Source organism: Frankia sp. CcMO1 (genome assembly GCF_977945845.1).
This window is the reverse complement of sequence record NZ_CDWTMG010000025.1, coordinates 13,283-39,738: the sequence shown is the minus strand read 5'-3', so window position 1 is coordinate 39,738 and position 26,456 is coordinate 13,283. Positions and strand designations below refer to the sequence as shown.

The window sequence follows — 26,456 nt, the reverse complement described above, 5'->3', positions numbered from 1 at the left end:
CCCGCTACGACAAGCTAGCCGTCCGCTACGAAGCAACAGTCACCATCGCCGCGATCAACGAATGGCTGCCCCGACGAACTTCCCAAACAGGCCCTAGGAAGCCAGGGCCTGGAGGTCTCCGTCCAGGGTCTGGGCTGCATGGGAATGTCAGAGTTCTACGGCGCTGGCGACGACGCCGAGTCGGTCGCCACCATCCACCGGGCGCTCGACCTCGGGGTGACGCTGCTGGACACGGCGGACATGTACGGCCCGTACCGCAACGAGGAACTCGTGGGACGGGCGATCATCGGCCGCCGGGACGAGGTGGTGCTGGCCACCAAGTTCGGCATCATCCGTGACCCCGCCGACCCGACGGCGCGGGGGATCGACGGCCGTCCGGAGTACGTACGCTCGGCCTGCGACGCCCCCCTGCGTCGCCTCGGCGTCGACCACATCGACCTGTACTACCAGCACCGGGTCGACCCGAAGACGCCGATCGAGGATACCGTCGGCGCGATGGCCGAGCTGGTCAGCGCCGGCAAGGTGCGGTACCTCGGGCTCTCGGAGGCGGCACCGGCCACCATCCGTCGTGCCCACGCCGTCGCCCCGATCACGGCCCTGCAGACCGAGTACTCGATCTGGTCCCGCGAGCCGGAGGCCGAGATCCTGCCGACCCTGCGGGAACTCGGCATCGGGTTCATCTCCTACAGCCCGCTCGGGCGTGGCTTCCTGACCGGCACCTTCCGCTCGGCCGCGGACTTCGCCGCCGCCGACTTCCGCCAGCACCTGCCGCGGATGCACGGCGACAATTTCGACGCCAACCTCGCCGTGCTCGCCGAGATCGAGAAGCTTGCCGCGGAGAAGAACGTGACCCCCGCGCAGCTCGCGCTGGCATGGGTGCACCACCAGGGCGACGACGTCGTGCCGATCCCTGGCACGAAGCGGCGCGGCTACCTGAAGGACAACGTCGCAGCCACCAGCATCACGTTGACGGCCGCCGAGGCGGAGCGATTGGGCGCGGCGGGGGCGGACGTGGCGGGCACCCGCTACCCCGACATGTCATCCGTCAACGGATAGCGAGGCCCGGTCGAGTCCGCCGCGGCGGCGGGTTCCGCGTCGCCCGATTCCCCGATGGTGGCGGTGGAGTCGTGAGAACGGGAGTCGGGAGAGGAGCCGCGACGCGTGAGGTCGGCGACGAGCAGCAGACGCGGTAACCCACCCCACGCACGGTGAGAATGTGGGTGGGCGCGGACGGGTCGGCCTCCACCTTGCGCCGTAGCCGGCGCACGTGGACGTCCAGCATTCTGGTGCCGCCGAAGTGGCCGTACCCCCAGACGCGTTCCAGGAGCTGCTTGCGGGAGACGACCCGGCCACCCGCGACAGCCAGCTCACACAGCAGAAGGAACTCGGTCCGGGTGAGGTGCTGGTCCTCGCCGCGCCGGCTGACCACGCCCTCGGCCGGCCGGATCTGTAGCTCGCCGACGCTGAGCGCGCTGGCCGTCGACTGTCCCGGGCGGGCACGGCGCAGCAGCGCCCGGATCCGCGCCAGCACCTCGGCGGTGACGGGGGGAGCAGTGACACAGTCATCGGCCCCGGCCTCCAGTCCCGCGACGATCCCGGCGGGATCCGACCGCCCGGCAACCATGATGAGGGGAAGATCCCCGGCGGCGCGCAGACGGCGGCAGAACTCCAGCCCGTCGATGGCCGGGGCGCCCGCTTGCGCGTCGACCGGTTTGACCGATTTGATCTGTTTGATCGGTTCAATCAAGGCTGGGACGGTGTCCGGGCAGCCGTCCGGCGGCGGAGAGGCAGGGTCCGTGGTCGAACCCGTCCGCCGGGCCGGGACCGGGGGCAGGGCCGGGGGCAGGCGGGCCAGGAGCAGATGGACCTGGGCGGGTCGGGCGACCAGGTCGGCGAGCGCCGCCTCGCCGCTGCCGGCCATCTCGACGGCGTACCCCTCGCCGAGCAGGGCAGGGACGAGGTCTCGGTGCATGGCGGCCTCGTCGCCCACGAGCAGAAGTGTCGTCCGCACCAGAGACATTTTCCCGGATTCGCGACGGTCGGAACCGTGAGGTGGCCCGCCACCTGTCCGCCGCCGACCATCCGCCGCCCTCTGACCTTGCTGCCCTCTGACCTTGCTGCCCTCTGACCTTGCCGCACTCCGAGCTGGCCGCACTCCGAGCTGGCCGGACCCGGCGATCTCAGGCGTCGCCGGTGGGACCGTCCTCCAGGTCGCCCTCGGTGCGCAGGTACAGCTCCTGCAGCGCGTCGAGAGTCGCGGCCTCCGGATGCTCCCACAGGCCGCGCGCCGCGGCCTCCAGCAGCCGTTCGGTGATGCCATGCAGCGCCCAGGGGTTGGACTCGGCGAAGAACTTCTGGTTCTCCGGGTCCAGCGCGTAGGTTGCGGCGAGCCGTTCGTACATCCAGTCCGCGACCACGCCGGCGGTGGCGTCGTAGCCGAACAGGTAGTCGACGGTGGCGGCCATCTCGAACGCCCCCTTGTAGCCGTGCCGGCGCATCGCCGCGAGCCACCGCGGGTTCACCACCCGGGCGCGGAAGACCCGGGAGGTCTCCTCGGACAGCGTCCGGGTGCGGACCGCCTCCGGCCGGGTGCTGTCGCCGATGTAGGCAGCCGGCGCCCGGCCGGTCAGCGCGCGTACGGTCGCGACCATGCCGCCGTGGTACTGGAAGTAGTCGTCGGAGTCGGCGATGTCGTGCTCGCGGGTATCGACGTTCTTCGCGGCAATGGCGATTCGCCGATAGGCCGATTCCATGTCCTCCCGGGCGGGGATGCCGTCGACCCCGCGGCCGTAGGCATAGCCGCCCCACGTCGCGTACACCTCGGCGAGGTCGGCGTCATCGCGCCAGTTACGGCTGTCGATCAGAGGCAGCAGCCCGGCACCGTACGCCCCCGGCCGGGAGCCGAAGATGCGCAGGGTGGCCCGCCGTTCGTCGCCGTGCCCGGCGAGGTCCGCACGGGCGTGGGCGCGCACGAAGTTGTCCTCGTCGGCCTCGTCGAGGCCGACGGCGAGCCGGACCGCGTCGTCGAGCATCACCACCACGTGCGGGAACGCGTCCCGGAAGAAGCCGCTGATGCGCACGGTGACGTCGATGCGGGGCCGGCCGAGCTCGGCGAGGTCGATCGGTTCGAGCCCGCTGACCCGCCGCGACGCCTCGTCCCAGGTCGGGCGGATGCCGAGCAGGGCGAGCACCTCGGCCACGTCGTCGCCGGAGGTGCGCATCGCGCTGGTTCCCCAGGCGGACAGGCCCACCGACTCGGGCCAGGTGCCGGTGTCGGCCCGGTACCGCTCGAGCAGGGAGGTCGCCATTGCCTGGCCCGTCTCCCAGGCGAGCCGGCTGGGGATGGCCTTCGGGTCGACCGAGTAGAAGTTCCGCCCGGTGGGCAGCACGTTGACCAGGCCCCGCAGCGGCGAGCCGCTGGGACCGGCCGGGACGTAGCCGCCGTCGAGGGCGTGCAGCACGGCGGTGACCTCGTCGGTGGTCCGGGCGAGCCGCGGCACGATCTCCGTGGCCGCGAACCGCAGCACGGCCGCCACCGTCTCCCGGACCGGGTCGGTCTCCGCGTCCGCGTCCGTGCCTGCCGGGCCGTGGACTTTCCTTGCCTTTCCAGAGGCTTTTGTGTCCGGTTTATCCCTCTGGATAGGCAAAGGGGGCAAGGGGGTGGTCGCTGGCGAGGGAGGGGGGGCGAGGACGGTCGTCACCACGTCGGATGCGGCCGACGGGTCCCAGGCGCGTTCCTCCATCGCCGTTACCAGGGCGAGCGCCGTCGCTTCGGCGGCGTCGACCGCGCCGCGGGCCGCCCGGTCGTCCTCGACGAGCCCGAGGGCCTCCCGCAGCCCCGGCAGGGTGACGCGCCCCCCCCACATCTGCCGGGCCCGCAGCATCGCGAGCACCAGGTTGATCCGCGCCCCGCCGGTCGGCGCTTCGCCGAGCACGTGCAGGCCGTCGCGGATCTGCGCGTCCTTCACCTCGCACAGCCACCCGTCGACGTGCAGCAGGAAGTCGTCGAACTCGGCGTCGTGCGGCCGGTCGGCCAGTCCCAGGTCGTGATCGAGCCGGGCGGCCTGGATCAGCGTCCAGATCTGCGCCCGGATGGCCGGCAGCTTCGCCGGATCCATGGCGGCGATGGTGGCGTGCTCGTCGAGCAGCTGTTCCAGGCGGGCCAGGTCGCCGTAGCTCTCCGCGCGGGCCATCGGCGGAACCAGGTGATCGACCAGGGTCGCGTGCGCCCGACGCTTCGCCTGCGTGCCCTCGCCTGGGTCGTTGACGAGGAACGGGTAGATCAACGGCAGGTTGCCGATCGCCGCGTCGGTCGGACAGGACGCGGACATGCCCACGGTCTTGCCGGGCAGCCACTCCAGTGTCCCGTGCTTGCCCAGATGGACGACGGCGTGCGCGCCGAAGCCGCCGGGGCCGCCGGAATCGCTGGAGCCGTCGGCGAGCCACCAATAGGCGGCGAGGTAGTGGTGGCTCGGCGGCAGGTCGGGGTCGTGGTAGATAGCGACGGGGTTCTCCCCGAAGCCGCGTGGCGGCTGGACCAGCAGCACGATGTTGCCGGCCTGCAGCGCGGCGAGCACGATCTCCCCGTCCGGATTCGCGGACCGGTCGACGTACAGCTCGCCGGGCGCGGGCCCCCAATGCCGTTCGACGCTCTCCCGCAGGTCGGCGGGCAGGGTGTCGAACCACGCCCGGTACCGCGCCGCGCTGATCCGGACCGGGTTGCCGGCGAGCTGCTCCTCGGTCAGCCAGGCCGGATCCTGCCCGCCCGCGGCGATGATCGCGTGGATCAGGGCGTCACCGTCCTCGGCCGCGACCCCCGGCAGCGCGTCCGGGCCGTCGTCGGGCCCGATGTCGTATCCGGCCGCGCGCATCGCCCGCAGCAGGCGCACGGCGCTCGCCGGGGTGTCGAGGCCCACCGCGTTGCCGATCCGGGAGTGCTTCGTCGGGTAGGCCGAGAGCATGAGCGCCACTCGGCGTTCGGCCGGTGGGACGCGCCGCAGCCGGCCGTGCGCGACGGCGATGCCGGCCACCCGGCCGGCGCGTTCGGTGTCGGCGACGTAGCTTGTCAGCCCGTCCGCGTCGATCTCCTTGAAGGAGAACGGCACGGTGATCAGGCGCCCGTCGAACTCGGGGATCGCCACCTGTGTCGCCGCGTCCAGCGGGGACAGCCCGTCGTCCGACTCCGCCCAGGTCGCCCGGCCGCTGGTCAGGCACAGTCCCTGCAGGATCGGGATGTCCAGCGCGGCCAGCGCGCCGACGTCCCACGCCTCGTCGTCGCCTCCGGCGGAGGAGTGCGCCGGCTGGCTGCCGCCCGCGGCGAGCACGGTGACGATCAGCGCGTCCGCCCGCCCGAGGGTGGCGAGCAGCTCGGGTTCGGCGGCGCGCAGCGACGCGCAGTACACCGGCAGCGGATCCCCGCCGGCCCGCTCGACCGCGGCACAGAGCGCGTCGACGAACGCGATGTTCCCGGCGACGTGGTGCGCGCGGTAGTACAGGACACCGATGACCGGCCGCACCGCGACCGGCCGCACCGCGTTCCCCGCGAGGACGTCCGGGACGTCCCGGGTGGCTGAGGCGTCCGGGGTGGCTGAGGCGTCCGCGGCCCGGTCGAGCACCCCCCAGGCCGGGATGGTCACCGGCGGGGCGAATCCGGTACCGGACAGCAGCAGGGTGTCAGCGAGGAATCGGTGCAGCTCGCCGAGGTTGGCCGGACCGCCCTGGGCGAGGTAGGCGTGTGCCTCGGCGCAGATGCCGCCGGGCACGGTGGAGACGGCCATGAGCTCCGCGTCCGGGGTCCGTTCGCCACCGAGCACGACCACCGGGCGCGGGTCGGCGAGCAGCGTGTCGAGCCCCTCCTCCCAGGTCCGCCGGCCGCCGAGGATACGCACCACGACCACATCGGCACCGCTGGTCAGCGCCGGGAGATCGGCGACGGAGAGCCGGGCCGGGTTGGCGAGGCGGTAGCGGGCTCCGCTCGCCCGAGCGGAGAGCAGGTCGGTGTCGGAGGTCGACAGCAGCAGGACGACCGCGTCGACCTCCGTCTCCCCGGCTCCCGGCGTCTCCCCGGCTCCCGATGTCTCCCCGGCTTCGCGGGTGACCGTGGCCAACGGGTCGTCGGAAGGGTCGTTGGACGGATCGGTGGGAGGAGTCTGCACAGGCGACATGGTGATGCCTTTCCCGGGGGTCCATGCCCCGCGTCGGTGGCCGTGCCTGGGGCGCACTCCCCGGTGACGGTGGCGGGACCGCACCGGATCCGCACCGGATCCGCACCGGGCTTCCTCGCCGTTCGCCGCTCGTGGCCCCGTCACGATCGCAGAGAGGCGGGAGGTGTTGTCAAGCACTCGGCTGTCGTCGTGACAAAGAAACGATCAACCGGCATCGCCCGAGTCCGGCACGTATGCTCCGCCGGTGCCCACCAGTCCGCGGGAGCGTGTCCGCGACGCCTGCCCCGGTGTGCTGACGACGCATCCGGCCGCAGACGGCGCGCTCGCGCGGCTGCGGCTGCCCGGCGGCCGGCTGACCGCCGCCGCGGCGAAGACCCTCGCCGGCTGCGCGCGGGAGTTCGCCGATGGCCACCTTGAGCTCACCTCCCGGGCTAACGTGCAGCTACGCGGCCTGGCTAACGGCTTGGCCGACGGTACGGCCGAGGAGCTCGCCGCCCGGGTGAGCGCGGTCGGCCTGCTGCCCTCGACGACGCACGAGCGGGTCCGCAACATCGTGGGCTCGCCGCTGTCCGGACGTGGCGAGGCCGGGTGCCGGGACATCGCGCCGGTCGTCGCCGAACTGGACCGCCGGCTGTGCGCGGATCCGGCCCTCGCCGCGCTGCCCGGCCGGGTGCTGTTCGCCGTCGACGACGGCAGCGGGGACCTGGCCGGGCTGCCCGCGGACCTCGCGCTGCGCGCCCTGCCCTCCGGGGAGATGCTGCTGGCCGTCGCGGGCGCGACCCGCGCGCTGCGGTTGCCCGTCCACGTCGCCGTACCCGCGCTCCTCGCCGCGGCGCGGGCCTTCATCGAGGCCCGCGCGGCGGTGGGCACCGCCGCGACGGCCTGGCGGATCGCCGAGTTGCCGGGTGGACCGGGTGGACAGGACGACTTGCTCGCGGCTGCCGAGGCCGGCGCCGTTGGGATCGTCCAGGCTGCTGGAATTGCTCAGGCCGCTGGGAGCGCCACCGTTGGGAGCGCCACCGTTCGGGCCGGCGCGTGGCCCGGTCCGCATCCGCAGCGTGATGGCCGCCGGGCGTTGACCGTGCTCGTCCCCCTGGGGCGGCTGAGCGCCGACCAGCTCGACCTGCTCGCCGCCGCCGCGGCAGCCGGTGTCGGTGGCGGAGCGGGCGGTGCCGGCGGTGGTGAGGGTGTCGGCGGAGCGGGCGGCGCCGAAGACGGCGTCCTGGTTGTGACTCCGTGGCGGTCCGTCGTGCTCCGCGATCTCGACCCGGCCGAGGCTACCCGGTGGTCGAGGGCGGCGGCGGACGCGGGCCTGGTTGTCGATCCGGCATCATCCTGGGTCGGCGTGACGAGCTGTGCCGGTCGGCCGGGATGCGCCCGGGCGCTGGCGGATGTCCGCCGCGACGCGGCGGTGTCCGTGCGGATCCGAGCTGGCGACCCGTCGACGCCGACGCACCTGGCCGGGAGGCCGCGAGCCCTCCGGCCCGTCCCGGTTGGCCCGGCCCTCGCGCCGGTGCACTGGTCGGGCTGCGAGCGGCGCTGCGGGCAACCGGGAGGACAGGTGGTGGAGGTTGTGGCGACCGGGCCCGGCTACCGGGTCCGTCGGACGGGCCTCGGGGCCGCCGCCGCCTCCGTCGGAGCGGACGGCGGCGAGGCGACGGTCGTGTCGTCGAGCCCCGGCGACGGCCACCGTGACCTGGCCGCGGCCGTCAGGTCGGCGAGGAGTCTGGCATGAACGGCGTATCAGACATGAGCGGTATGCAACGTTACGACTACGTCCGTGACGGCGCGGAGATCTACCGCCGGTCGTTCGCGACGATCCGGGCCGAGGCGCGTCTCGACCGGCTGCCCGGTGACGTCGCCCGGGTTGCGGTCCGCATGATCCACTCTTGTGGAATGGTGGATCTCGTTGACGATTTCGCTTTCACCCCCGGCGTGGTCGCGGCGGCGCGCGCGGCGTTGCTGGACGGCGCCCCGGTGCTCTGCGACGCGCAGATGGTGGCGGCCGGCGTGACCCGCCGTCGGTTGCCCGCCGCGAACGAGATTCTCTGCCTGCTCGGTGATCCCCGGGTGCCGCAGCTCGCCGAGCGGCTGGGCACCACCCGTAGCGCCGCGGCGGTGGATCTGTGGGCGGATCGGCTCGCCGGCTCCGTGGTGGCGGTCGGGAACGCTCCGACAGCGCTGTTCCGCCTGCTGGAACTCGTCGCGGCCGGAGCTGGGCGACCGGCGGCGGTGGTCGGCGTGCCCGTCGGGTTCATCGGCGCCGCGGAGTCCAAGCAGGCCCTCGTGGATGATCCGGCCCGGTTGGAGCATCTCGTCGTGCACGGTCGGCGGGGCGGCAGCGCGATGGCGGTCGCCGCGGTCAACGCGATCGCGAGCGAGGAGGATTAATGGTGCCGTTGAAGGGCCGGCTGTGGGGAGTCGGGGTTGGACCGGGGGATCCCGAGCTCGTCACCCTCAAGGCGGCCCGCCTGATCCGTGACGCCGACGTGATCGCCTACCACAGCGCCCGGCACGGCCGCAGCATCGCCCGGTCGGTCGCCGCGAGCCAGTTGCGCGGTGACCAGATCGAGGAGGCGCTGGTCTACCCGGTCACCACCGAGACGATCTCCCACCCCGGCGGCTACCGTGGCGCGATCGACGAGTTCTACGAGGACTGCGCCAAGCGGCTGGCCGTCCACCTCGACGCCGGCCGGGACGTCGTGGTCCTCAGCGAGGGTGACCCGTTCTTCTACGGCTCGTTCATCCACCTGCACCGGCGCCTCGCCGACCGGTACCCGACCGAGGTCGTGCCGGGGGTGACGTCCCTGTCGGCGGGGTGCGCGGTGCTCGGCCGGCCGCTGGTCGAGGGCAACGAGGTCCTCACCGTGCTGCCGGGCACGCTGCCGCCGGCGGCCCTCGCCGAGCGTATCGCCGGCACGGACACCGCGGTCGTGCTCAAGATGGGGCGGACCTTCCCGGGGGTCCGGGACGCCTTCACCGCCGCGGGACGCCTCGCGGACACCTGGTACGTGGAACGGGCCACCACCTCCGGCCAGCGCATCGCCCCGCTCGGTGCGGTAGACCCGGCCACGGTGCCGTACTTCTCGCTCGCGGTACTGCCGAGCCCGGTCCGGGGGGCGGACGATCCGGCGCCGCTGCGCGCGTCGCAGGCGGACTGGGTACTGACGGCGCCCACCGTTGGTACGGCTGGCACCGTCGGTACCGACGGCACGCCCGGCGCGGGGGAGGTCGTCGTGGTGGGCCTCGGACCGGGCGCCGCGGGCTGGTTGACGCCGCAGGCCGCCGAGGCGCTGGCCGCCGCCGACGACCTCATCGGCTACGGCCCCTACCTCGACCGGGTGCCGGTCGATCCACGCCAGCGCCGGCACGCCTCGGGGAACACTGTCGAGGCCGAGCGCGCCGAGCTCGCCCTCGAACTGGCGGCCGGCGGCGTGAACGTCGCCGTGGTCTCCTCCGGTGATCCCGGGGTCTTCGCGATGGCCACGGCCGTCGTCGAGGCCGCGGCGGCGGAGCGGTTCGCGGACGTCGAGGTGCGGGTTGTGCCCGGGCTGACCGCCGCACAGGCGGTGGCGAGCCGGGTCGGGGCGCCACTCGGTCACGACTTCTGCGTGCTGTCGCTGTCCGACCGACTCAAGCCGTGGGAGGTCATCGAGCGGCGGCTGCGGGCGGCAGCCGCGGGCGACTTCGTCCTGGCGCTGTACAACCCGGCTTCCCGCACCCGTCGCCATCAGCTGGAGCGGGCCCACGAGGTGCTGCTCGAACACCGCCCCCCGGGCACGGTGGTGGTCATCGGCCGGGATGTCGGCGGTCCTGCCGAGAGCATCACCGTGACGAGCCTCGGCGCGTTCGACCCGGCCGAGGTCGACATGCGCTGCCTGCTGCTCATCGGCTCGTCGACGACCCGGGTGGTGCACCGCGGCCCCGGCCGGGACCTCGTGTTCACCCCACGTCGTTACCCGGTCACCTAGCCCCGGTCATCTAGGCCCTGGTGGTGCGACCCAGGCCACGGCGGCGTCGACATCGTCGACCGCGGTCACCCCGGGTGGCAGCGGCGGGCGGTCGACCATGACGACCGGCAGACCGAGGTCCCGGGCTGCGGCGAGCTTCGCGGCGGTCATCGTCCCGCCGCTGTTCTTGGTCACGAGGACGTCGACGCGGTGCCGGCGCAGCAGGGCGGTCTCCCCGGCGACGTCGAACGGCCCACGATCGAGGATGACGGTCAGCCGTGGCGGTACCGGGCCGGTCGGCGGTTCGACCGATCGGGCCAGGAACCAGGGCCGGTGCAGGCCGGCGAACAGGGCGAGGTCGGTTCGCCCGGTGGTCAGGAACACCCGTGGGGCCGGATCGGAATGCGGGCGCGGCCCGGGTGGGACGAACCGGTCGAGCAGAGCGACCGCGTCGGCCAGCGACGGGACCCGGCGCCAGTCGTCGCCGGGCTGCTCGCGCCAGCTCGGCCGGCGCAGGACGAGCAGCGGAACGCCGGTGGCGTGCGCGGCCTGTGCGGCATGCGTGGTCATCGTCGCGGCGAACGGGTGGGTCGCGTCGACCACCGCATCGATCCGTTCGGCCCGCAGGTAGTCGGCCAGGCCCGCCGCCCCGCCGAAGCCGCCGATCCGGATCCGGCAGGACGGTGGCAGCGCAGGCTCGCGGACCCGACCGGCCAACGAGTAGACGATCTCGATGCGCTCCGTGCCGGCGGGATCCGGGGAGCCGAGCGTGGTCGCCAGGCGGCGCGCCTCCCCGGTTCCGCCGAGCAGCAGCACACGGCATGCCCCGGTCACCGAGCCTCGGGGGCGCCCGGTCACCGAGCCCGGGGGAGGGGATCCGGGCCACGCGGCGCGGCGTTTGCCTGGGAAACCGGGGAGGCCGGGGGAACGGACGACACGCATCCGTCCGGTCCGAAGCGTTCCCGGGAGTACAGGTAGCTGTCCCGGAAACCCTCCGCGGCCAGGGCGCGACCCACGATGATCACGGCCGTCCTGGTGAGCCCCGCGGCCCGCGCCCGACCGGCGATGTCGGCGAGCGTGCCGCGCAGCACGATCTCGTCGGCCCGGCTGGCCCAGGCGACGACGGCTGCCGGGCAGTCCGTACCGTAGTTCGGCACGAGCTCGGCGACGAGCGTCTCGATACGGTGCACGGCCAGGTGCAGCACGAGGGTCGCCCCCGACCGGCCGAGGGCGGCGAGGTCCTCGCCGGGCGGCATGGGACTGGACAGCACGGCCGTGCGGGTCAGCACCACGCTCTGGGCGACGCCGGGAACCGTCAGCTCCCGGCGCAGCGACGCCGCCGCCGCGGCGAAGGCAGGGACACCCGGCGTCACGTCGTAGGCGATCCCGGCCGCGTCGAGCCGGCGCATCTGCTCGGCGACGGCGCTGTAGAGCGACGGGTCGCCGGAGTGCAGGCGGGCGACGTCGTGACCGGCGGCGTCGGCCGCGACCAGCTCCGCGACGATGTCGTCCAACGGCATCCGGGCGGTGTCGACGAGACGGGCCCCGGGCGGGCAGTGCGCCAGCAGCTCGACGGGGACGAGACTGCCGGCGTACAGGCAGACCGGGCAGGACGCGATCAGGTTCCGGCCGCGGACGGTGATGAGGTCGGCGGCGCCCGGTCCGGCCCCGATGAAGTGCACGGTCACGCCGGCCCCCGCCGGTTGTCCCCGGGCAGCTGGACGTCCCCGGGCGGCTGTACGTTCCCGGGCAGCTCGGCGGCGGGGGCGGCGGACGCTCGGCGCATGCTGCTGGGCACAACCGGGCACGCTAGCAGGACGCCGTCGGCGGCGAGCCCCCTCGGGGACGCTCCGGCACGGGCGTCGCCGGGCGTCGCGATCCGGCTCTCGCGCACCGACGGGAAGCCGGACACCGCCCTCCGGAACGTCAGAGAGACCGCGGCCGCCGCGCCGCCACCCCCTCACCGGTTGCGGCGCGGGCCGTGGCCGCGGGCCGTGACCTGCGCCGCGTCCTCGTCCCTGCCAGCGGACGCCGGCTCGGTCCGTACCGGGTCACCCGGCGACGGGTCGGGCCGCGACGGGTCGGTCGGCGTGCCGTCCTCGTCGGAGCCGGCCCGCGCGACGGTGGCCGGGGTGCCGGTGCACAGCGGCGGTAGGGTGGTCGACCCCCGAACCGTCGCGGGCCGGAAGATCCGTCGTTTCCGCCACACGAACAGTCCGGCCGCGACGGCTAGGACGCCGCGGCCGTTGATCGCGTAGAGCGCGATCCCGCCTTCGTACTGCAGGATCGCGGCCACCAGCGCCAGCAGGCCCAGGAGAGCCGCTGGATGGCGACATCCGCGCAGCGCGTACTCCAGCCGGGCGAGGACGAATCCTCCCAGAGCCGCGAGGGTCACCATCCACGGCGGACCGCCGATGGGCAGCAGCTCGCCGAGCTGGGTGGGCAGGCGGTCGAACGCGTTGGTGATCCCGTAGGTGGCGGACAGGCGCGTCTTGAGGGAACGCGACTCCAGGTCGGAATTCAGTTTGTCGGGATTGAGAAAACGCGGGACGGCGATGTTGACGTCGTTCCACAGGGTTACCGGGCCGATGGGCGGAGAACCGTCGCGGAGCCGTCGCAGGATTATCGACGGGTAGGAGTTCCCGTCCAGGCGGACCCCGAGGTCTCCCACTTCGCCCGGGTTTATCCCGCGTTCCGGATGGGTCAGACCGGCGGCCAGGGCCTGCAGGCGCTGCTTGGGACCCACGCTGTACCCGAATACCTGCCGGCCCGCGTCCGCGCGTGCCCCGTAGATGACGACGTAGGCCAGAACCACGAGCGCGACGACCGAGACGAGCTGCCGTCGGCGTATGGGAATCCCGACGATGGACAGTAGGTAGATCACCGCGCCCGCCGCTATCGCCACCGGCAGCCGCTGCCCCGCCAGTGTGTGCAACGTGCACTGGACGCCGAGTACCGGGAGGAATCCGCGGCCCTTCGTCCGCACGAGCACGGCGAAGCTTCCCAGGGCGAGGCCGACGACCAGGAACTGCGTCGCGAAGCCGCTGACGAGGTAGGGACTGCCGGTGACCGTCGAGGGGTCCGCGTCGCCGGACGAGGTGTTCCTGCCGACCGCTGTCACGGCCACCGCAGCCAGGGCCAGCGGAGTCAGGACCCGCCAGTCGAAGAAGTCCAAGACTTCCTCCCGGCGGAAACCGGTGGACGGCGGCGTGCGCTGGGTCGCGAAGCGATAACCGGAAGCGAACGCGAGCAGGGAGAACCCGACCAGAACGGTGTAGGCCGCGACGTCGGACTCCGTGGTCAACAGCCGGTTGTCACTGTAGGACGGCACCAGGACCTGCAGGACCTCCGTCACCCCGTGGTAGGCGATGGCGGCACCGACGAACATCAGCCCGAGACTGGACACGGCGTGCCGGCCCCGACCGCGAACCACCACGACCAAGGCGAGCCCCTGCAGCAGCAGGCCCAGCGCTAGCGTGGCCGACACGCCGCACCTCCGCCCGTCGTGCCGGGTACTCTCCGGGGAGCCCCGGTCCGAATGGTGACCGGCCCGGGCGACCCGAACCGCGCCATCCTTCCCGCATGGTGAACAGGCTTGATAAATCCGTTTACAGACGATCTCTGAACGGCCGCCGTTGCACGTCTGCTTCCGGTGTTAGGCTGAAGACCGTCGACCGGACAGCTCCGCGTGCTGCCCATGAACATCTCCGGACCGATCTCTACCGGGCCGCAGCCCAGATCTTCGTCGACCTCGTGGAGTACACCGACTTCCCACGGGCCTGAGCCGGGCCGGTGGTGGACGGGCCGGGTCACGACGCCGCGGGTGGGGGGCCTCGCGGTTGGCTCCCCGCAGCGCCAGCGTCATGATCCTGCGCTCCGGGGGTTGCTCCGGAATGGCCGCGGCGGTGTCGGTTGTTCGGCCGGGACCTTCGAATCTGTCGGGACGTTCGAAGGGGATGGGCTCGCGCACCGGCATCGCCGCGTCCCCCCGGACGACGACGAGCCCGTCCAGTACCTCCTCCAGCAGCGGCGCCGCCGTCGCGTCGACCGCGGCCGCACCGGTGATGACCGCGCAGAGGATCCATCGCGGCCCCTCGATGCCGAAGATGCGGGCGGGCAGGCGGCCGACGGCCGTGTCGAGCGGCATGCGCAGCTCGGGGCCGTAGGGCCCGTCCTCGTCGTTCCATTCCGTGTCCTCCGGTGCCGAGAGCACCAGGTCCTCGCGGATCGACGCCCACAGGCCGCCGCTGCGCGGGGCGGCGAGGACGGACAGCTCCAGGACGGATGTCCCGTCCATCGCGGCCAGGGTGGGCATCGGCCCAGAGGCCGAGACCCGGATCCGGGTGCCGTTCACCCGCGGCACCACGAGAGCTCCGAAATCCGCCCGCGCCCGGCCGTCATCGGGCGCGTCCGCCGCGTCGAACGGACCCCGGCCCACCCGGGCGCCCCCGCTCGTCGTGGCGCCGGCTCCCGCAGCGCCGGCTTCCGTAGCGCCGGTTCCCGTTTCGCCGGGCTTCCTCGCGCCACCGTCGCCCGTACCGGGCCCGGTGTCGGCCCCGGTACTGGCCTCGGTGTCGGCATGGTCGTCCGGCTCCGGCTGCGCCGACTTTCGGCGCCGACGGTGGATGAGTCGCCCTCCTGGCATCCTGACCACCTCCCAGACAGAAGCCTGGCGTGACTGATGGATTACTTAAGGTAGGCGCGCCGGTGGTGGGGCCGGGAGATTCCCCGGGCGGCTGGCCGGGCCGCAACGTCCTCGGATCGGCCCTGATGGAGGCACGCGACAGGTCGCGGGCGGTGTACGGCCCCCGCGATGTGCCCGAGTAAATCGCGCAACGGGATGGCCGGGCGCTGAGTTGTCCGGGACCATCGGACAGGTGTCAGTTCCACATCAGAAGGCGTCGCTGCCTAAGTCCTGGATGGTCTCCGAGTCACTGAGCGGAGGAATGAAGCTCCCTTTCGTTGTCGGCCTGGACGACTCGGACACGCCCTACGACGTCGTCGACGCACTCGCCCTGGCTCCTTTCACAACCGGTGAGCAGCCCTGGGCCCGCAGTGCCCGGGTTGACCGGCTCCGGCCGGGAGCCACGCTGCTACCGTCAGGGGCGAGGGTCCTGCGCGCGGTTGTCGAGGAGTCCCGCGATTCACGTCTCGCGGTCGGCGAGGGCTGGACGGTGCGAGCCGTGCGCTGGCGCGGCGGGGGTGGTGAGGTGACCGTCACCGCGGTGAGTGAACAGCTCGCCCGGGTGGTGATCGAGGACGTGCTCCGCTCGTCCGTCGCCGAGAGCGGTGCGGACAACGCCGTCAACATGGGTTTCTGGTATCTGTCCAGTCAGCGTGGTCCGATCCGGACCAGCCGCCGGACGGCCACCACGACGTGGGCTTCGATCCGCGCCAACTACGCCTCGGCCGCCGTGGGCCCGCTCGACCGGCTCATGGCGGTTCGCCGGGACAACGTGGTCGGCCGCCTGATCCTCCTGCATGGTCCGGCGGGAACCGGGAAGACAACCGTGCTGCGGGCCCTGGCGAACGAATGGCGATCCTGGTGCCAGGTCGACTGCGTCCTGGATCCCGAGGCGCTGTTCGCCGATCCCGCCTACCTGATGGAGGTCGCGATCGGCTTCGACGACGACGGGGACGCGGAGGGGGAGAGCGCCGACGGCGGGGGTACCGACGGCGGGGGTACCGACGGCGGGATCGCGTGGGCCGGGGATGCGGACAGCGGCGATGCCAGGTCCGGGGATGCCAGGTCCGGCGATGCCGGGTCGGGGGATGCCAGGTCCGGGGATGCGGACAGTCGTGGTGCCCAGGCCGCGGCGACCGACCGCATGGGCGGGCCACCCACCCACCGGTGGCGGCTGCTGGTGATCGAGGACTGCGACGACCTGATCCGAGGGGACGGCCGGGGTGCGGCCGGGCAGCAGCTCTCCCGACTGCTGAACCTCACCGATGGTCTGGTCGGGCAGGGCCGCGAGGTGCTGGTCGCCCTGACCACGAACGAGGATCTGCTGCGCATGCATCCCGCCGTTGTCCGTCCCGGTCGCTGCCTCGCCCAGATCGAGGTGGGAGCCCTGCCGCACACCGAGGCGGTGTCCTGGCTGGGCTCCGCGGAGGGGGTCCGGTCGAGCATGACGCTGGCAGAGCTGTTCGCCCTGCGGGACGGCCGCGGCCTGCCGCGGCCCACCACCCCGGACGCCCGCCACGGCATGTACCTGTGACGGCTGCGCGCCGTACTCCCGATTCGGGCCCACCTGGCCGGGAGCAGGCCGGGCCGGCGGCCGAGGGGCGGGGCGCGCCGGATCACGGCGAGAAGTCCCGGTCGGACGTCACCGGTCAGGCATCGCTAAAGTTAGCCACCGGGGAGCAGCCGGTGTATTTCGGATCGCCGGATCCTGGTCTCGGTCCCGGTGGTGGGTGAATGTCGGTGAAGGGGTGAAGGTCCGGCAATGGCGATGGGGATCGGCCGCCTGCCCGATGGTCCCCGCCGCCGTCTGCCTTGACGACGAGGTTAGCGGTCGTTAACTTGGAAACGTTGTTTCGGGGCCCGACGTCCACCCGTGGGGGGTGACTGTGAGCGCAGCACGCGCCGGAACCATCGCCGGTCGGCGGTCCGACGAGGTCCGACGGTCCTCGGCCACGCCGGTCCTGACCAGTCGGGTCGATGCCGCGGGTGAACAGGGACGGCGCAATGCCGAGGGGCATTGGCACGCCGTGACCGATCTCCAGGAGCGGTTGGCGGTGGCGGCGGTCGGCGGGTCGGAGCAGGCGCGGTCCCGCCACGTGGCTCGCGGCAAACTCCTGCCCCGCGACCGGGTCGACGCGCTGCTCGACCGGGGGAGCCCCTTTCTGGAGCTTTCCCCGCTAGCCGCGAACGGCTTTTACGAGGATCCGGTTCCTGGGGCGGGAATCATCACCGGTATTGGCCGGATCTCGGGTCGGGAATGCGTGGTGGTCGCCAACGACGCCACGGTCAAGGGTGGCACCTACTATCCGTTGACCGTGAAGAAGCATCTGCGTGCCCAGGAGGTGGCGCTGCAGAACCGGCTGCCCTGTGTTTATCTGGTCGACTCCGGGGGGCGTTTCTTCCGCTGCAGGACCAGGTCTTCCCGGACCGGGAGCATTTCGGGCGGATCTTCTTCAACCAGGCCCGAATGTCCTCGCTGGGAATCTCCCAGATCGCGGCGGTGCTCGGTTCGTGCACGGCGGGCGGCGCGTACGTTCCCGCGATGGCCGACGAGGCGGTGATAGTCAGGAATCAGGGGACGATCTTCCTCGGTGGTCCGCCGCTCGTGAAGGCCGCGACCGGCGAGGTGGTGTCGGCCGAGGATCTCGGCGGCTGGCTGCTGCACTCCCGCACCTCCGGGGTGACCGACCACCTGGCCGAGGACGACGCCCAGGCGCTACGGATCGTGCGCTCCATCGTCGCGGGCCTCGCGCCGCGCGGTCCGCGGCCGTGGGAGCTGGAGCCGACCGAGGCACCGGCGGTCGACCCGGCCGGGCTGTACGCCGCGGTACCGACGGACGGGCGCACCCCCTATGATGTGCGGGAGGTGATCGCGCGCATCGTCGACGGCAGCCGTTTCGCGGAGTTCAAGAAGGAGTACGGAACGACGCTGGTCACCGGGACCGCCCGCCTCCATGGCCATCCCGTGGGAATCGTCGCGAACAACGGGGTGCTCTTCGGCGAGTCGGCGCTGAAGGGCACCCATTTCATCGAACTCTGCGATCAGCGCGGTATCCCGTTGGTGTTCCTGCAGAACATCACCGGTTTCATGGTGGGTCGGGAGTACGAGGCCGGCGGCATCGCGAAGCATGGCGCGAAGATGGTCAACGCGGTCGCCTGTGCCCGGGTGCCGAAGTTCACCGTGGTGATCGGCGGTTCGTTCGGCGCGGGTAATTACTCGATGTGCGGTCGGGCATTCTCGCCCCGTTTTCTGTGGATGTGGCCGAATGCCTGCGTCTCGGTGATGGGCGGGGAGCAGGCGGCGGCGGTGCTGGCGACCGTGCGCCGGGACCAGATGGAAGCCGCGGGGGTCGCCTGGAGCGAGGCCGACGAGGCCGCCTTCCGGGCGCCGATCTTGAATCGGTACGCGGAGCAGGGCAGCCCGTACTATTCGACCGCTCGGCTGTGGGACGACGGTGTCATCGATCCGGCCGACACCCGTATGGTGCTGGGCCTGGGCCTGTCGGTGGCGGCGAACGCTCCGCTGGAACCGGTGGGCTACGGCGTCTTCCGGATGTGAGGGGGACATCCTGACGTGCGGAAACATCCGATGTGAGGAAACCAATCGTGAGGATCAAGGGTGTCCACGGCTGATCTGTCCGCCACGAATCACGCAGGCGGCGGCACCGGTCACGGTCCGGATGGCCATTTCACGCCGGCCCGGTCGGCGGGCGTCGTGCCGCCGAGGGCGCCGGGAGCGTCGGGCTTGACGTTTTCGTCGGTGCTCGTCGCGAACCGGGGTGAAATCGCCGTCCGGGTGATCCGCACACTGCGCGATCTCGGTATCCGGTCCATCGCCGTCTACTCAGACCCCGACGCTGGGGCGCGGCACGTCCGGGAGGCGGATGTCGCGGTGCGGCTGGGCCCGGCGCCCGCGAAGGAGAGCTACCTCAGCATCGAGGCCGTGCTGGAGGCGGCGAGGGTGTCCGGGGCGGAGGCCGTCCATCCCGGTTACGGCTTCCTCGCCGAGAACGCGGCCTTCGTACAGGCCTGTGAGACGGCCGGAGTGCTCTTCATCGGACCGTCGCTCGCCGCGGTGCAGGTGATGGGCAACAAGATCACCGCGCGGCGGACGGTGGCCGAGGCGGGGGTGCCGGTCGTGCCGGGCCGGTCGGCGCCGGGCATGAGCGATGCCGCGATCGCCGAGGGCGCCGGTCAGATCGGCTATCCGGTGCTGCTCAAACCCTCGGCGGGGGGTGGTGGCAAGGGGATGCGCATCGTCCGCGAGCCCGCCCGGCTGCCGGAGGCGATCGCGTCGGCCCGCCGGGAGGCCGCCGCCGGCTTCGGGGATGACACCCTGTACGTGGAGCGGTTCATCACCCGCCCCCGCCACATCGAGGTCCAGATCCTCGCCGACGAGCACGGCAGCGTGCTCCACCTGGGTGAGCGGGAGTGCAGCCTGCAACGGCGCCACCAGAAGATTGTTGAAGAGGCGCCGGCGCCGGCGCTCGACGCGCGGACCAGGGAGCGGCTCGGGGCGGCGGCGGTCGCTGTCGCCAGCGCCGTCGGCTACGTCGGAGCGGGCACGGTCGAGTTCATCCTGTCCGCCGACGCGCCGGACGAGTTCTACTTCATGGAGATGAACACCCGGCTCCAGGTCGAGCATCCGGTCACCGAGCTGGTGACGGGGGTGGACCTGGTCGCCGAGCAGATCCGGATCGCGGCCGGGGAGCCGTTGCGCTTCGGTCAGGCCGACATCCGCCTGACCGGGCACGCGGTGGAGGCGCGGATCTACGCCGAGGACCCCGGGCGGGGATTCCTGCCGACCGGCGGTCGGGTACTGGCTTTCCGGGAACCGGCCGGGCCGGCCATCCGCGTCGACGCCGGCATCGGGGCCGGGGACATCGTGAGCACCACGTACGATCCTATTCTGGCCAAGGTGATCGCCTGGGGTGCGGACCGCGCCGCCGCGATCGCCCGTCTCGACACCGCGCTCGCCGGCACGGTCCTGCTCGGAGTGACGACCAACATCGGCTTCCTGCGCTCGCTGCTCGCCCATCCGGACGTCGTCGCCGGGCGGCTCGACACCGGTCTCGTCGAACGTGATCTCGCCGCCCTCACCCCGGGAGACCTGCCCGGCGAGGCGCTCCTCGGCTACGCCCTGGCCAGGCTGCTGGCATTGCAACCGACCGGTCCGGTGGTCGACCCGTGGGACATCCCCTCCGGCTGGCGGCCCGGTGAGCCCGCATGGCTGACCTGGGACGTCGCCCTGCCCGGTGGGGCAGTACCGTCCGGCAGCCCCGACGGCGCCGGATCTGGCGGCAGCGCGTCACCCGAGATCGGGGCTGGGGCTGGGGCTGAGGGCGGGGCCGGGAACGGTCATGGGGATGGGAACGGCGACGGGGGCGGGAACGGCGACGGGGATGGGGCGGAGCCGGGAGGCGGGGAGCGGGCGGTGCGGACGGTGTCGACGTTGCGGGTCGCGGCGCGCGGCACCCCCGATGCGGCCCGGGTCCGGATCGCCGACGGGCCGCCGGTCGCCGCATCGGTCAGTCAGCTCGGCGACGAGCTGCTCGTCACGATCGGTGCGGTCACCACCCGGTGGGCCTACGCGTGGGAGCCCGCCGACGGGATCCTCTGGCTTGGCCGCGACGGTGGGGCGTGGGGCCTGGCCGAGGTGATCCCGGTGGCGGGCACCGGGGCCGGGCCAGTGCTCGGCGGGCAGGCGCGTAGCCCCATGCCGGGCACGGTGACCGCGGTGTTGGTCGAACCGGGGATGACCGTGGCGGATGGGCAGTCGCTGGTCGTCGTCGAGGCCATGAAGATGGAGCACACCGTCTCGGCGGCGGGCGCCGGGATCGTCAAGGAAGTACTCGTCCGGCCCGGCGACCTCGTCGCCCTGGACCAGCTGCTGGTGGTGATGTCCGTGGCGGGCCCGGCCGGCCCCGGATCCGCATCAGCCGCCCCGGCGGCCCGGCGAAATGTGGAGGGTTGAGCACGATTTGACGCCGACGGCCGCCCTGGGCCGCGGTCGTCGGCGTCAATGCGGGGGCCTGGAACGTCAATCCTTCTCTCAGCGCTCGGTCAGCCGCCGCAGGAGCGTCTTCCGGGCGTCGGCCTCGGCCAGGTTGGACAGGTCGACGTGGGCCGAGGAGGCCTGATCGAATGCGGCCGGCACGGCACAGGCCTCGACCAGGACGGTGACGAGTCTGCACGCGGGCCCGGTCGGGTCATCCGCGTCCAGGGCCGCCCGCCACTCCCACCACTCCCGCTGCTCATGGACCGAGGAGAGATAGGCGGGGGAGAGCAGAACGAGTGTCCGGTGGGCGTGCCGGGCGCCATCACGCATCGTGATCCTTGGCGGCCCGTCCGTTCCGTCACCCGCCTGGAACAGTAGGTGGCAACCGGCCTCCTCCAGCTGCCAGGCGATCCAGTCGGCCCAGGCCTCGTCGGGCTGGGCGTACGAGATGAAGAAGTCGTACCGCCCGGACGGCCCCGGCCATTGTGGCGTGGATTGCCCGGGCCGTTGTGGCGTGGACGGCCGCACGACCGCGGGCTTCTGGTCTGCCGCCTCAGGGGGGACGGCCGCGGTTGCCGCGGTCTCCGCCGGGCGCCGCTCGTCCGGGTTGTGCCAGTCCCCGCGCGGCCGGTCCGGATGCCGGCTACCCGGGTGATGCCGGCCGTCGGGGTGATGCCGGCCGAGGAACACCGCGGCGCTGTTCGCCGCGAGCCGCAGGAACCATCCCTGGTCCTCCGGCCGGGTGGATGCCCGTCCGAGGCAGGTCAGGGCGACGGCCAGCAGGGACAGCGGGATCTGGTCGCGCCACAGGTCGACCAGACCGGCCCGGCGTGCCCAGTCCTCCGCCGCCGATCGGACCCGGTCGATGAGCAGGAACAGCCACCGCGGCACGAGGTCTCCGTCCTGCTCCGGGTCGAGCAGCAGATCGATGACGGCGGTGCGTTGCGCCGCGGACAGCTCCGACAGTGTCCGGGCGAGGATGTGCAGGACCAGATGGACGGGATCCCGGGTGAGCACGGCGTCGGCCGCGTACCGCGACAGGTCGATCAGCTGGTACGTCGTGTCGATGTTGCGCAGTGAGGACGGGATCAGGATGTTCTCGATGTGCAGGTCGCCGTGGGCCTTCCCGACGAAGGCCGGGATGCGAATACCGTCCGTGCGCGATGGGTCCAGGACCAGCGCGAACGGGTTCGGCAGAGGGTGGTCCTCGCCTTCGGCGTCGATGGTGGGGCCGGGGTACGCCGCGGCGATGCGCCGCAGGCGGCTGTCCGGGGCGAGCCGCTCGGCGAGCTGACGGGCAAGGATGGTCGGCACGTCCAGTGACGGCAGAAGGGCAGGCCCCACCCACTCATCGAAGATCGACCCGACCAGCCCCCCGCAGACGTCGGCGAGGACCGCGGCGTCGGCCAGGGCCCGTCCGAACATCAGGCGTGGTTCAGCCGGTCCGGCCGGTCCTGACAGACCGGCCGGACCGCTGCCGGAGTCTCCCTGGCGCCCGGCCCGCCGCGGGTGGACGACAGCCTCCAGCAGGGCGCGCAGCGTGACCAGCTCCCGAAGGCTGCCACCCGCGACCTGTTGGAAGACGAACCATCGTCCATCGCCGACCGCGACCGGCTGATGGACGGGCGTGGCGAGGTGGCGCTCGGCGAACCTGGGGGCGTCGGCGATCGCCCGCCAGTGGCGCGCGAATTCGCCGGGTTGGGGCCCCGCGTCGCTGGCCGGGGCGACGTCCAGCTTCATCACGAACTGGCGCGCACCATGGCGCGGATGCTTTTCGAGGACCACCCCGACCATCGCCGACGACCGGCCGCCGGTAAGCCAACGGACCAGGCGGTAGGTGGTCTCGGTCTGGGAGCACCATTGCCGCAGCGCGGTCACGGCGGGATCGTCGAGGGCGTTCACCAGTGGCTCGTCCAACCAGAGCGGCTCGTTCAACCAGTCAGAAGACAACCATGACTCCTGGGAACGCAGGGCGCGGGCGACAGACGCGTTCCGGTCGGGTGAGCCGCCGCCGGGATGCCGCCGGTCGGGGCGCGCTGCGCCGGACCGCCGGTCGGGTTCCGGATTACCGGCGTTCGGTGTCGGTGGGCTGATGACCGGCTAAGGATACCGTTCGACGATATGGCCCAAACTGCCGCCTCCGGGTGTTCCCGGGTGATCCTCACGGCACGGCACGGTTGTCATCCCGCGATCTGGGATCGCCCCGGGGCGGTCGTCGTCCGCGTGGCCCATATCCCTACCCGCGCTCGCTGCCGCGTCCGGTGAAAGCCGCGTACGACGTTGTACGGATTTGCTGGTCAGGGTCTTTCCGGTTGGTCCGGCACGCGGTTATCTGGGAGCTGCTGAAGGGTCGCGGGCGTCGCCCGCCCATGGTCTGCACCCCCGCCGCCGCGGGTGGTGGCTGGTTGATGACCGCGGCCCCTCGGCTCACCGCCGGAGCGGACCTGCCATCGGGGGGAGGCCCGCTCCAGCGGCCGTCGATCCGTACGGCCTTGTACGGTGATCCGGAAGTTCCTTTTCCTGGTACTTTCCCGGCCGGCCTCCGCCGTGCCGCCCGCCGTTCCGTTCGTCGTCGGCGGGCTTTCCGTCCCCGGTTCGGGTTTCGGGACCGTGGCGCTTCTCGCGGTCACCGGTGTTCTGCTGTCGATGTACGGCGGTTCCCTCGCCCGGTCTCGCCGGCCTCGACGCCGGGGGCTGGCTGGTGGGGCTCGGCCCGCGGGCGGCGGCCCTGCGACGCGGTGCACCGGCGGGAAACGCCCCCCGGCGACGGGTCACGAGGACGGGTCACGAGGACGGGTCACGATGGGTCACGACGATGGGTCACGCTTCGACTGGTCGAGGAGATCGTGAAGGTGCACCGTGATGTCGTGGGTGGGCCCCTACCGGCGCAGGCTGCGCCGGTAGGCGTCCTGGACCCGCGGGGTCATCTGGTCCGGCCGGCCGAGGTTGGTCTGGGCCTCGGCGAGCAGACCCACCGCGGCGAGGGCACGGGGATGATCCGGTCCGAGCACTCGCAGGCAGGCCTCGGTGAGCTCGGTCGCCGCCTTCTCCGCGCGCTCGGTGTCCCCGCGGTCGTGGTACAGCCGGGCCAGGTGGTAACAGGTCACCAGCGTGGCGGGATGCTCCGGGCCGAGCACCTCGGCCCGATCGTCCCGCACCGAGCGCAGCAGCTCCTCGGCCGCCGTCCACGCCCCCTGCTCGACCAGCAGGTCCCCGACGTTGTTCCGGCTCGTCAAGGTGTCCCGGTGCCGCGGCCCGAGGACCCGTTCACGGGTGGTGAGCGTGTGGGTGAGTCACCGCAGCGCCTCGCCGTGCCGACCCGATTCGCGCAGCGTCCGGCCGAGGTAGTGCTGGGTCGTCAGCGTGTCGGGATGCTCGGGGCCGAGGATGCGCAACCGGTCGTCGAGCACCATGCGAAGGCCGCTCTCGGCGTCCTCGCGCCGGCCCTGGGCGGCGCGGACCCGGTGCAGGTCGTGCGCGACGGACAGGACATCAGCATGATCGGGTCCGAACAGGTGGGCGCCGGTCTCCCAGACGGAGCTGTACGCCGCGTCCGCCTCGGCGAGCCGGCCGGTCGCGCGCAGGTAGCGGGCGGCGAGGGTCGCCGGGGTGAGCAGCTGCGGAGGCAGTTGTGCCTCGGTAAGGTCGTCGAGGCCCCACCGCCGCCGGGCGCGGAGCAGCTCCAGCCCGGCCGTGGCATGACCGGCGAGCATCGCCCACCGGTCCCACGTCGCCGGATCCCGCGGATCGAGCGCGCGGGTCGCCCGCGTGAGCAGGGCGGTGAGCGCGTCGAGGTAGTCGGCGATGCGGCCGGAGGTGTGCGCGGCCTGGCCGAAGCTGTCGCGCACCAGGGGGTGGAGGACCAGCTGATGCGCGACCCGGGGATCCGGGCGGGAAGCCGCGGACCGGGCGGTGGCGGGGTCGCCGGGAGTCGTGTGTTCGATCAGCCCCTGGCCGGCCAGGGCGCGGATCAGCTCCCACCGCTCGGTCGCCCGCAGGCCGGGGAACAGCGGCGACGCGGCGAGGACGGCCGCGGACAGGAGCAGGCCGAACGGGATCGGGTCCCCGCCGAAACAGGCGAGCAGGGTCAGCAGCGCCCGGGCCTGCTCCAGGCCCCGCGCGGCGAGGAGATCCAGCGACAGTTCCCAGGTCGGCCCGATGAGCTCGCGTTCCCGGCGACGACCAGCGCCGCCGGGACCGCCGAAGCCGCGCAGCAGGGCCTGGTGCCCGCCCGTCTGGAGCGCGTGTTCATAGTCGGCGTAGGTCCGCGGGACCGCCGGTCCACCGAGTCCGGCCGGCATTCGCCGCGCCTCGGCGAGGTACTGGCCCGCCAGGGCGAGTGCCAGGGGCAGCCCGCCGAGCCGGCGGCCGAGGCTCTCGGCCGCGGCGAGCGGACCCGGCTCGGCCCCGGTCAGGTCGCGCAGCGCCAGCCCGGCGTCCGCCGCGTTCAGGGGGCCGAGCGGGTGCAGGCGCAGCCAGGACCGGGCGGTCCCGCCGACGGGCGACGGGCCCTCCCAGTCCAGCCGGCTGCGCGTCGTCACCACGACCATTCCGTGGGGGTGGGTGACCGGCCGCAGCCATCCGGTGCCGTCGAGCACGTCGCCGCCGGGTGGGGCCAGGTCGCCGGCCGGATCGTCGGCGTTGTCGAGGATCAGCAGCCACAGCCGTCCGCTGTCCGCCAGCAGCCGCCAGACCAGGTCGGACAGGCTGCCCGTGCACAGCTGGTGGCGGGGCGCGCCGAGCTCCACGGCCAGCGCGGTCATGCCGGCGCGCACCGCGCCGGGCCCCGTGGCGCTGATCCACCAGGTCCGCACCCGTCGTTCGAGCGCGGTGCGGGCGAGCGCGAGGGCGACCGTGCTCTTGCCCACGCCGCCGAGCCCGTGCAGCACGTGGACCCGTGCCCCGTCGGCGTCGGGCCGAACGCCCTTTGGTCCAGGGGCATCCGAGCCAGGGGCATCCGAGCCAGGGGCATCCGAGCCAGGGATGTCCGGTGCGGGGACGTCCGGTCGAGGGACGTCAGGCCGGGGGAGGACCGGCCCGTTACCGGCGTCGGATCCGGTGACCGCGTGCCTGCGTCCGGCGGGGAGCTGCCCGGCCAGCAGGTCGAGCAGGCCGTCTCGACCGCGGATCGCGGGCAGGTGGGTGAGCCGCTGGACCGGCGGCCTGATCGTGACCGCCGTCGACGGGTCCTGTCCGGTGCCGATCCGGTCCCCGGTGCCGATCCGGTCGCCGCCAGGGTCCGCGCGACCGTGAGCTCCGCGCCGGACCCGACGCCACGTCTCGACCCAGTGGCGGATCTCGTCGGGGTCGTCCACCCGGCAGGCCCGCAGCATGTTCTCGACGAGGTTCGCCGACCTGAGGCCGGGGAGATGGGAGCCACCGAAGTAACCGCCGACCGTGCTGGCCGGCACGTTGACGGCGCGCGCCACCTCCCGCACGCTCAACCCCGCGCGCTCGCGCACGATGGTCAGTGCACGGCCGAAATCCGCGTTGGTGGTGATGGCGTCCAGGTCGACCTCGTCGTACACGTGCGTCCCTTGAGCAGCGGCGAGCGGCAGCGATGAGCAGGACGGAACGTCATCCCGTGGGCATATCCTCCGCGGCTATTCTCCGGCGGATCGCCCGACCGTCCAGAGGTTTTCCCGTCCGGTCTCCGATCC

16 protein-coding genes and 1 pseudogene are annotated in these 26,456 nt (G+C 72.8%); 7 read left to right on the top strand and 10 right to left on the bottom strand.

Annotated elements, in window-relative coordinates:
• The first annotated feature begins 138 nt into the window (after positions 1 to 138).
• Positions 139 to 1,056, top strand: coding sequence for an aldo/keto reductase (locus tag AC08OU_RS05735; protein WP_476604449.1), 918 nt, complete (start codon positions 139 to 141; stop codon positions 1,054 to 1,056).
• Here AC08OU_RS05735 and AC08OU_RS05730 read toward each other — a convergent pair.
• Together AC08OU_RS05730 and cobN are read right to left on the bottom strand one after the other, a co-directional pair.
• Positions 1,046 to 2,020, bottom strand: coding sequence for a winged helix-turn-helix domain-containing protein (locus tag AC08OU_RS05730; protein WP_476601440.1), 975 nt, complete (start codon positions 2,018 to 2,020; stop codon positions 1,046 to 1,048). The two genes, AC08OU_RS05735 and AC08OU_RS05730, sit on opposite strands and share 11 nt — an antisense overlap.
• A 160-nt stretch (positions 2,021 to 2,180) precedes the next feature.
• Positions 2,181 to 6,164: a cobaltochelatase subunit CobN gene (gene cobN, locus AC08OU_RS05725; protein WP_476601441.1), complete on the bottom strand. Its 3,984-nt coding sequence runs from the start codon at positions 6,162 to 6,164 to the stop codon at positions 2,181 to 2,183.
• A gap of 244 nt (positions 6,165 to 6,408) precedes the next feature.
• Here cobN and AC08OU_RS05720 point away from each other — a divergent pair, with 244 nt between their 5' ends.
• Genes AC08OU_RS05720 through AC08OU_RS05710 form a run of 3 tightly spaced genes read left to right on the top strand, consistent with a single transcriptional unit; the run spans position 6,409 to position 10,135 of the window.
• On the top strand, positions 6,409 to 7,899 hold the full coding sequence (locus AC08OU_RS05720) for a nitrite reductase (protein WP_476601442.1): 1,491 nt from the start codon (positions 6,409 to 6,411) through the stop codon (positions 7,897 to 7,899).
• Entirely contained in the window at positions 7,896 to 8,555 is a 660-nt protein-coding gene (locus AC08OU_RS05715; RefSeq protein ID WP_476604448.1) for a precorrin-8X methylmutase, read from the top strand. The genes AC08OU_RS05720 and AC08OU_RS05715 overlap by 4 nt, the downstream gene beginning before the upstream one ends.
• Positions 8,555 to 10,135, top strand: coding sequence for a precorrin-2 C(20)-methyltransferase (locus AC08OU_RS05710; RefSeq protein WP_476604447.1), 1,581 nt, complete (start codon positions 8,555 to 8,557; stop codon positions 10,133 to 10,135). The genes AC08OU_RS05715 and AC08OU_RS05710 overlap by 1 nt, the downstream gene beginning before the upstream one ends.
• Before the next feature lie 6 nt (positions 10,136 to 10,141).
• On the opposite strand, the gene AC08OU_RS05705 is transcribed toward AC08OU_RS05710, so the two are convergent.
• From AC08OU_RS05705 to AC08OU_RS05685, 5 genes are all read right to left on the bottom strand, one after another.
• Positions 10,142 to 10,948 (bottom strand): cobalt-precorrin-6A reductase, encoded by an 807-nt coding sequence (locus AC08OU_RS05705; RefSeq protein ID WP_476604446.1) that lies wholly within the window; start codon positions 10,946 to 10,948, stop codon positions 10,142 to 10,144.
• Between the two features lie 20 nt (positions 10,949 to 10,968).
• Positions 10,969 to 11,802 (bottom strand): precorrin-4 C(11)-methyltransferase, encoded by an 834-nt coding sequence (gene cobM / locus AC08OU_RS05700; protein WP_462186556.1) that lies wholly within the window; start codon positions 11,800 to 11,802, stop codon positions 10,969 to 10,971.
• Entirely contained in the window at positions 11,799 to 12,026 is a 228-nt protein-coding gene (locus AC08OU_RS05695; protein WP_462186555.1) for a hypothetical protein, read from the bottom strand. Before AC08OU_RS05695 ends, cobM begins: the two co-directional genes overlap by 4 nt.
• A gap of 48 nt (positions 12,027 to 12,074) precedes the next feature.
• Positions 12,075 to 13,601 carry a hypothetical protein gene (locus tag AC08OU_RS05690; RefSeq protein WP_476598803.1) on the bottom strand — a complete coding sequence of 509 codons (1,527 nt, stop codon included), beginning with the start codon at positions 13,599 to 13,601 and terminating at the stop codon, positions 12,075 to 12,077.
• 168 nt (positions 13,602 to 13,769) lie between these two features.
• Positions 13,770 to 14,759 carry a DUF3710 domain-containing protein gene (locus AC08OU_RS05685; RefSeq protein ID WP_476598805.1) on the bottom strand — a complete coding sequence of 330 codons (990 nt, stop codon included), beginning with the start codon at positions 14,757 to 14,759 and terminating at the stop codon, positions 13,770 to 13,772.
• Positions 14,760 to 14,991: 232 nt separating this feature from the next.
• Here AC08OU_RS05685 and AC08OU_RS05680 point away from each other — a divergent pair, with 232 nt between their 5' ends.
• The 3 genes and pseudogenes from AC08OU_RS05680 (at position 14,992) to AC08OU_RS05670 (ending at position 20,772) form a co-directional block, all read left to right on the top strand.
• Positions 14,992 to 16,332 carry a DUF5925 domain-containing protein gene (locus AC08OU_RS05680; protein ID WP_476598807.1) on the top strand — a complete coding sequence of 447 codons (1,341 nt, stop codon included), beginning with the start codon at positions 14,992 to 14,994 and terminating at the stop codon, positions 16,330 to 16,332.
• 376 nt (positions 16,333 to 16,708) lie between these two features.
• Positions 16,709 to 18,357, top strand: a pseudogene (locus AC08OU_RS05675) (carboxyl transferase domain-containing protein).
• Between the two features lie 186 nt (positions 18,358 to 18,543).
• Positions 18,544 to 20,772, top strand: coding sequence for an acetyl/propionyl/methylcrotonyl-CoA carboxylase subunit alpha (locus AC08OU_RS05670; protein ID WP_476598809.1), 2,229 nt, complete (start codon positions 18,544 to 18,546; stop codon positions 20,770 to 20,772).
• Between the two features lie 78 nt (positions 20,773 to 20,850).
• On the opposite strand, the gene AC08OU_RS05665 is transcribed toward AC08OU_RS05670, so the two are convergent.
• The 3 genes from AC08OU_RS05665 to AC08OU_RS05655 all read right to left on the bottom strand — a co-directional run bounded on the left by AC08OU_RS05665 (position 20,851) and on the right by AC08OU_RS05655 (position 26,324).
• The gene (locus AC08OU_RS05665) at positions 20,851 to 22,746 is read right to left on the bottom strand and encodes a toll/interleukin-1 receptor domain-containing protein (RefSeq protein ID WP_476604445.1); all 1,896 of its coding nucleotides are present in this window, start codon (positions 22,744 to 22,746) and stop codon (positions 20,851 to 20,853) included.
• A gap of 929 nt (positions 22,747 to 23,675) precedes the next feature.
• On the bottom strand, positions 23,676 to 24,032 hold the full coding sequence (locus AC08OU_RS05660) for a tetratricopeptide repeat protein (RefSeq protein WP_476598812.1): 357 nt from the start codon (positions 24,030 to 24,032) through the stop codon (positions 23,676 to 23,678).
• Between the two features lie 57 nt (positions 24,033 to 24,089).
• Positions 24,090 to 26,324 carry a tetratricopeptide repeat protein gene (locus AC08OU_RS05655; RefSeq protein WP_476598814.1) on the bottom strand — a complete coding sequence of 745 codons (2,235 nt, stop codon included), beginning with the start codon at positions 26,322 to 26,324 and terminating at the stop codon, positions 24,090 to 24,092.
• Positions 26,325 to 26,456 lie beyond the last annotated feature (132 nt).

What these genes read in the sequence shown, in the direction of transcription:
- AC08OU_RS05710 (WP_476604447.1), top strand. Translation starts at nt 8,555, where the DNA reads ATGGTGCCGTTGAAGGGCCGGCTGTGGGGAGTCGGGGTTGGACCGGGG.
- AC08OU_RS05730 (WP_476601440.1), bottom strand. Translation starts at nt 2,020, where the DNA reads ATGTCTCTGGTGCGGACGACACTTCTGCTCGTGGGCGACGAGGCCGCC.
- AC08OU_RS05715 (WP_476604448.1), top strand. Translation starts at nt 7,896, where the DNA reads ATGAACGGCGTATCAGACATGAGCGGTATGCAACGTTACGACTACGTC.
- cobN (WP_476601441.1), bottom strand. Translation starts at nt 6,164, where the DNA reads ATGTCGCCTGTGCAGACTCCTCCCACCGATCCGTCCAACGACCCTTCC.
- AC08OU_RS05735 (WP_476604449.1), top strand. Translation starts at nt 139, where the DNA reads ATGGGAATGTCAGAGTTCTACGGCGCTGGCGACGACGCCGAGTCGGTC.
- AC08OU_RS05685 (WP_476598805.1), bottom strand. Translation starts at nt 14,759, where the DNA reads ATGCCAGGAGGGCGACTCATCCACCGTCGGCGCCGAAAGTCGGCGCAG.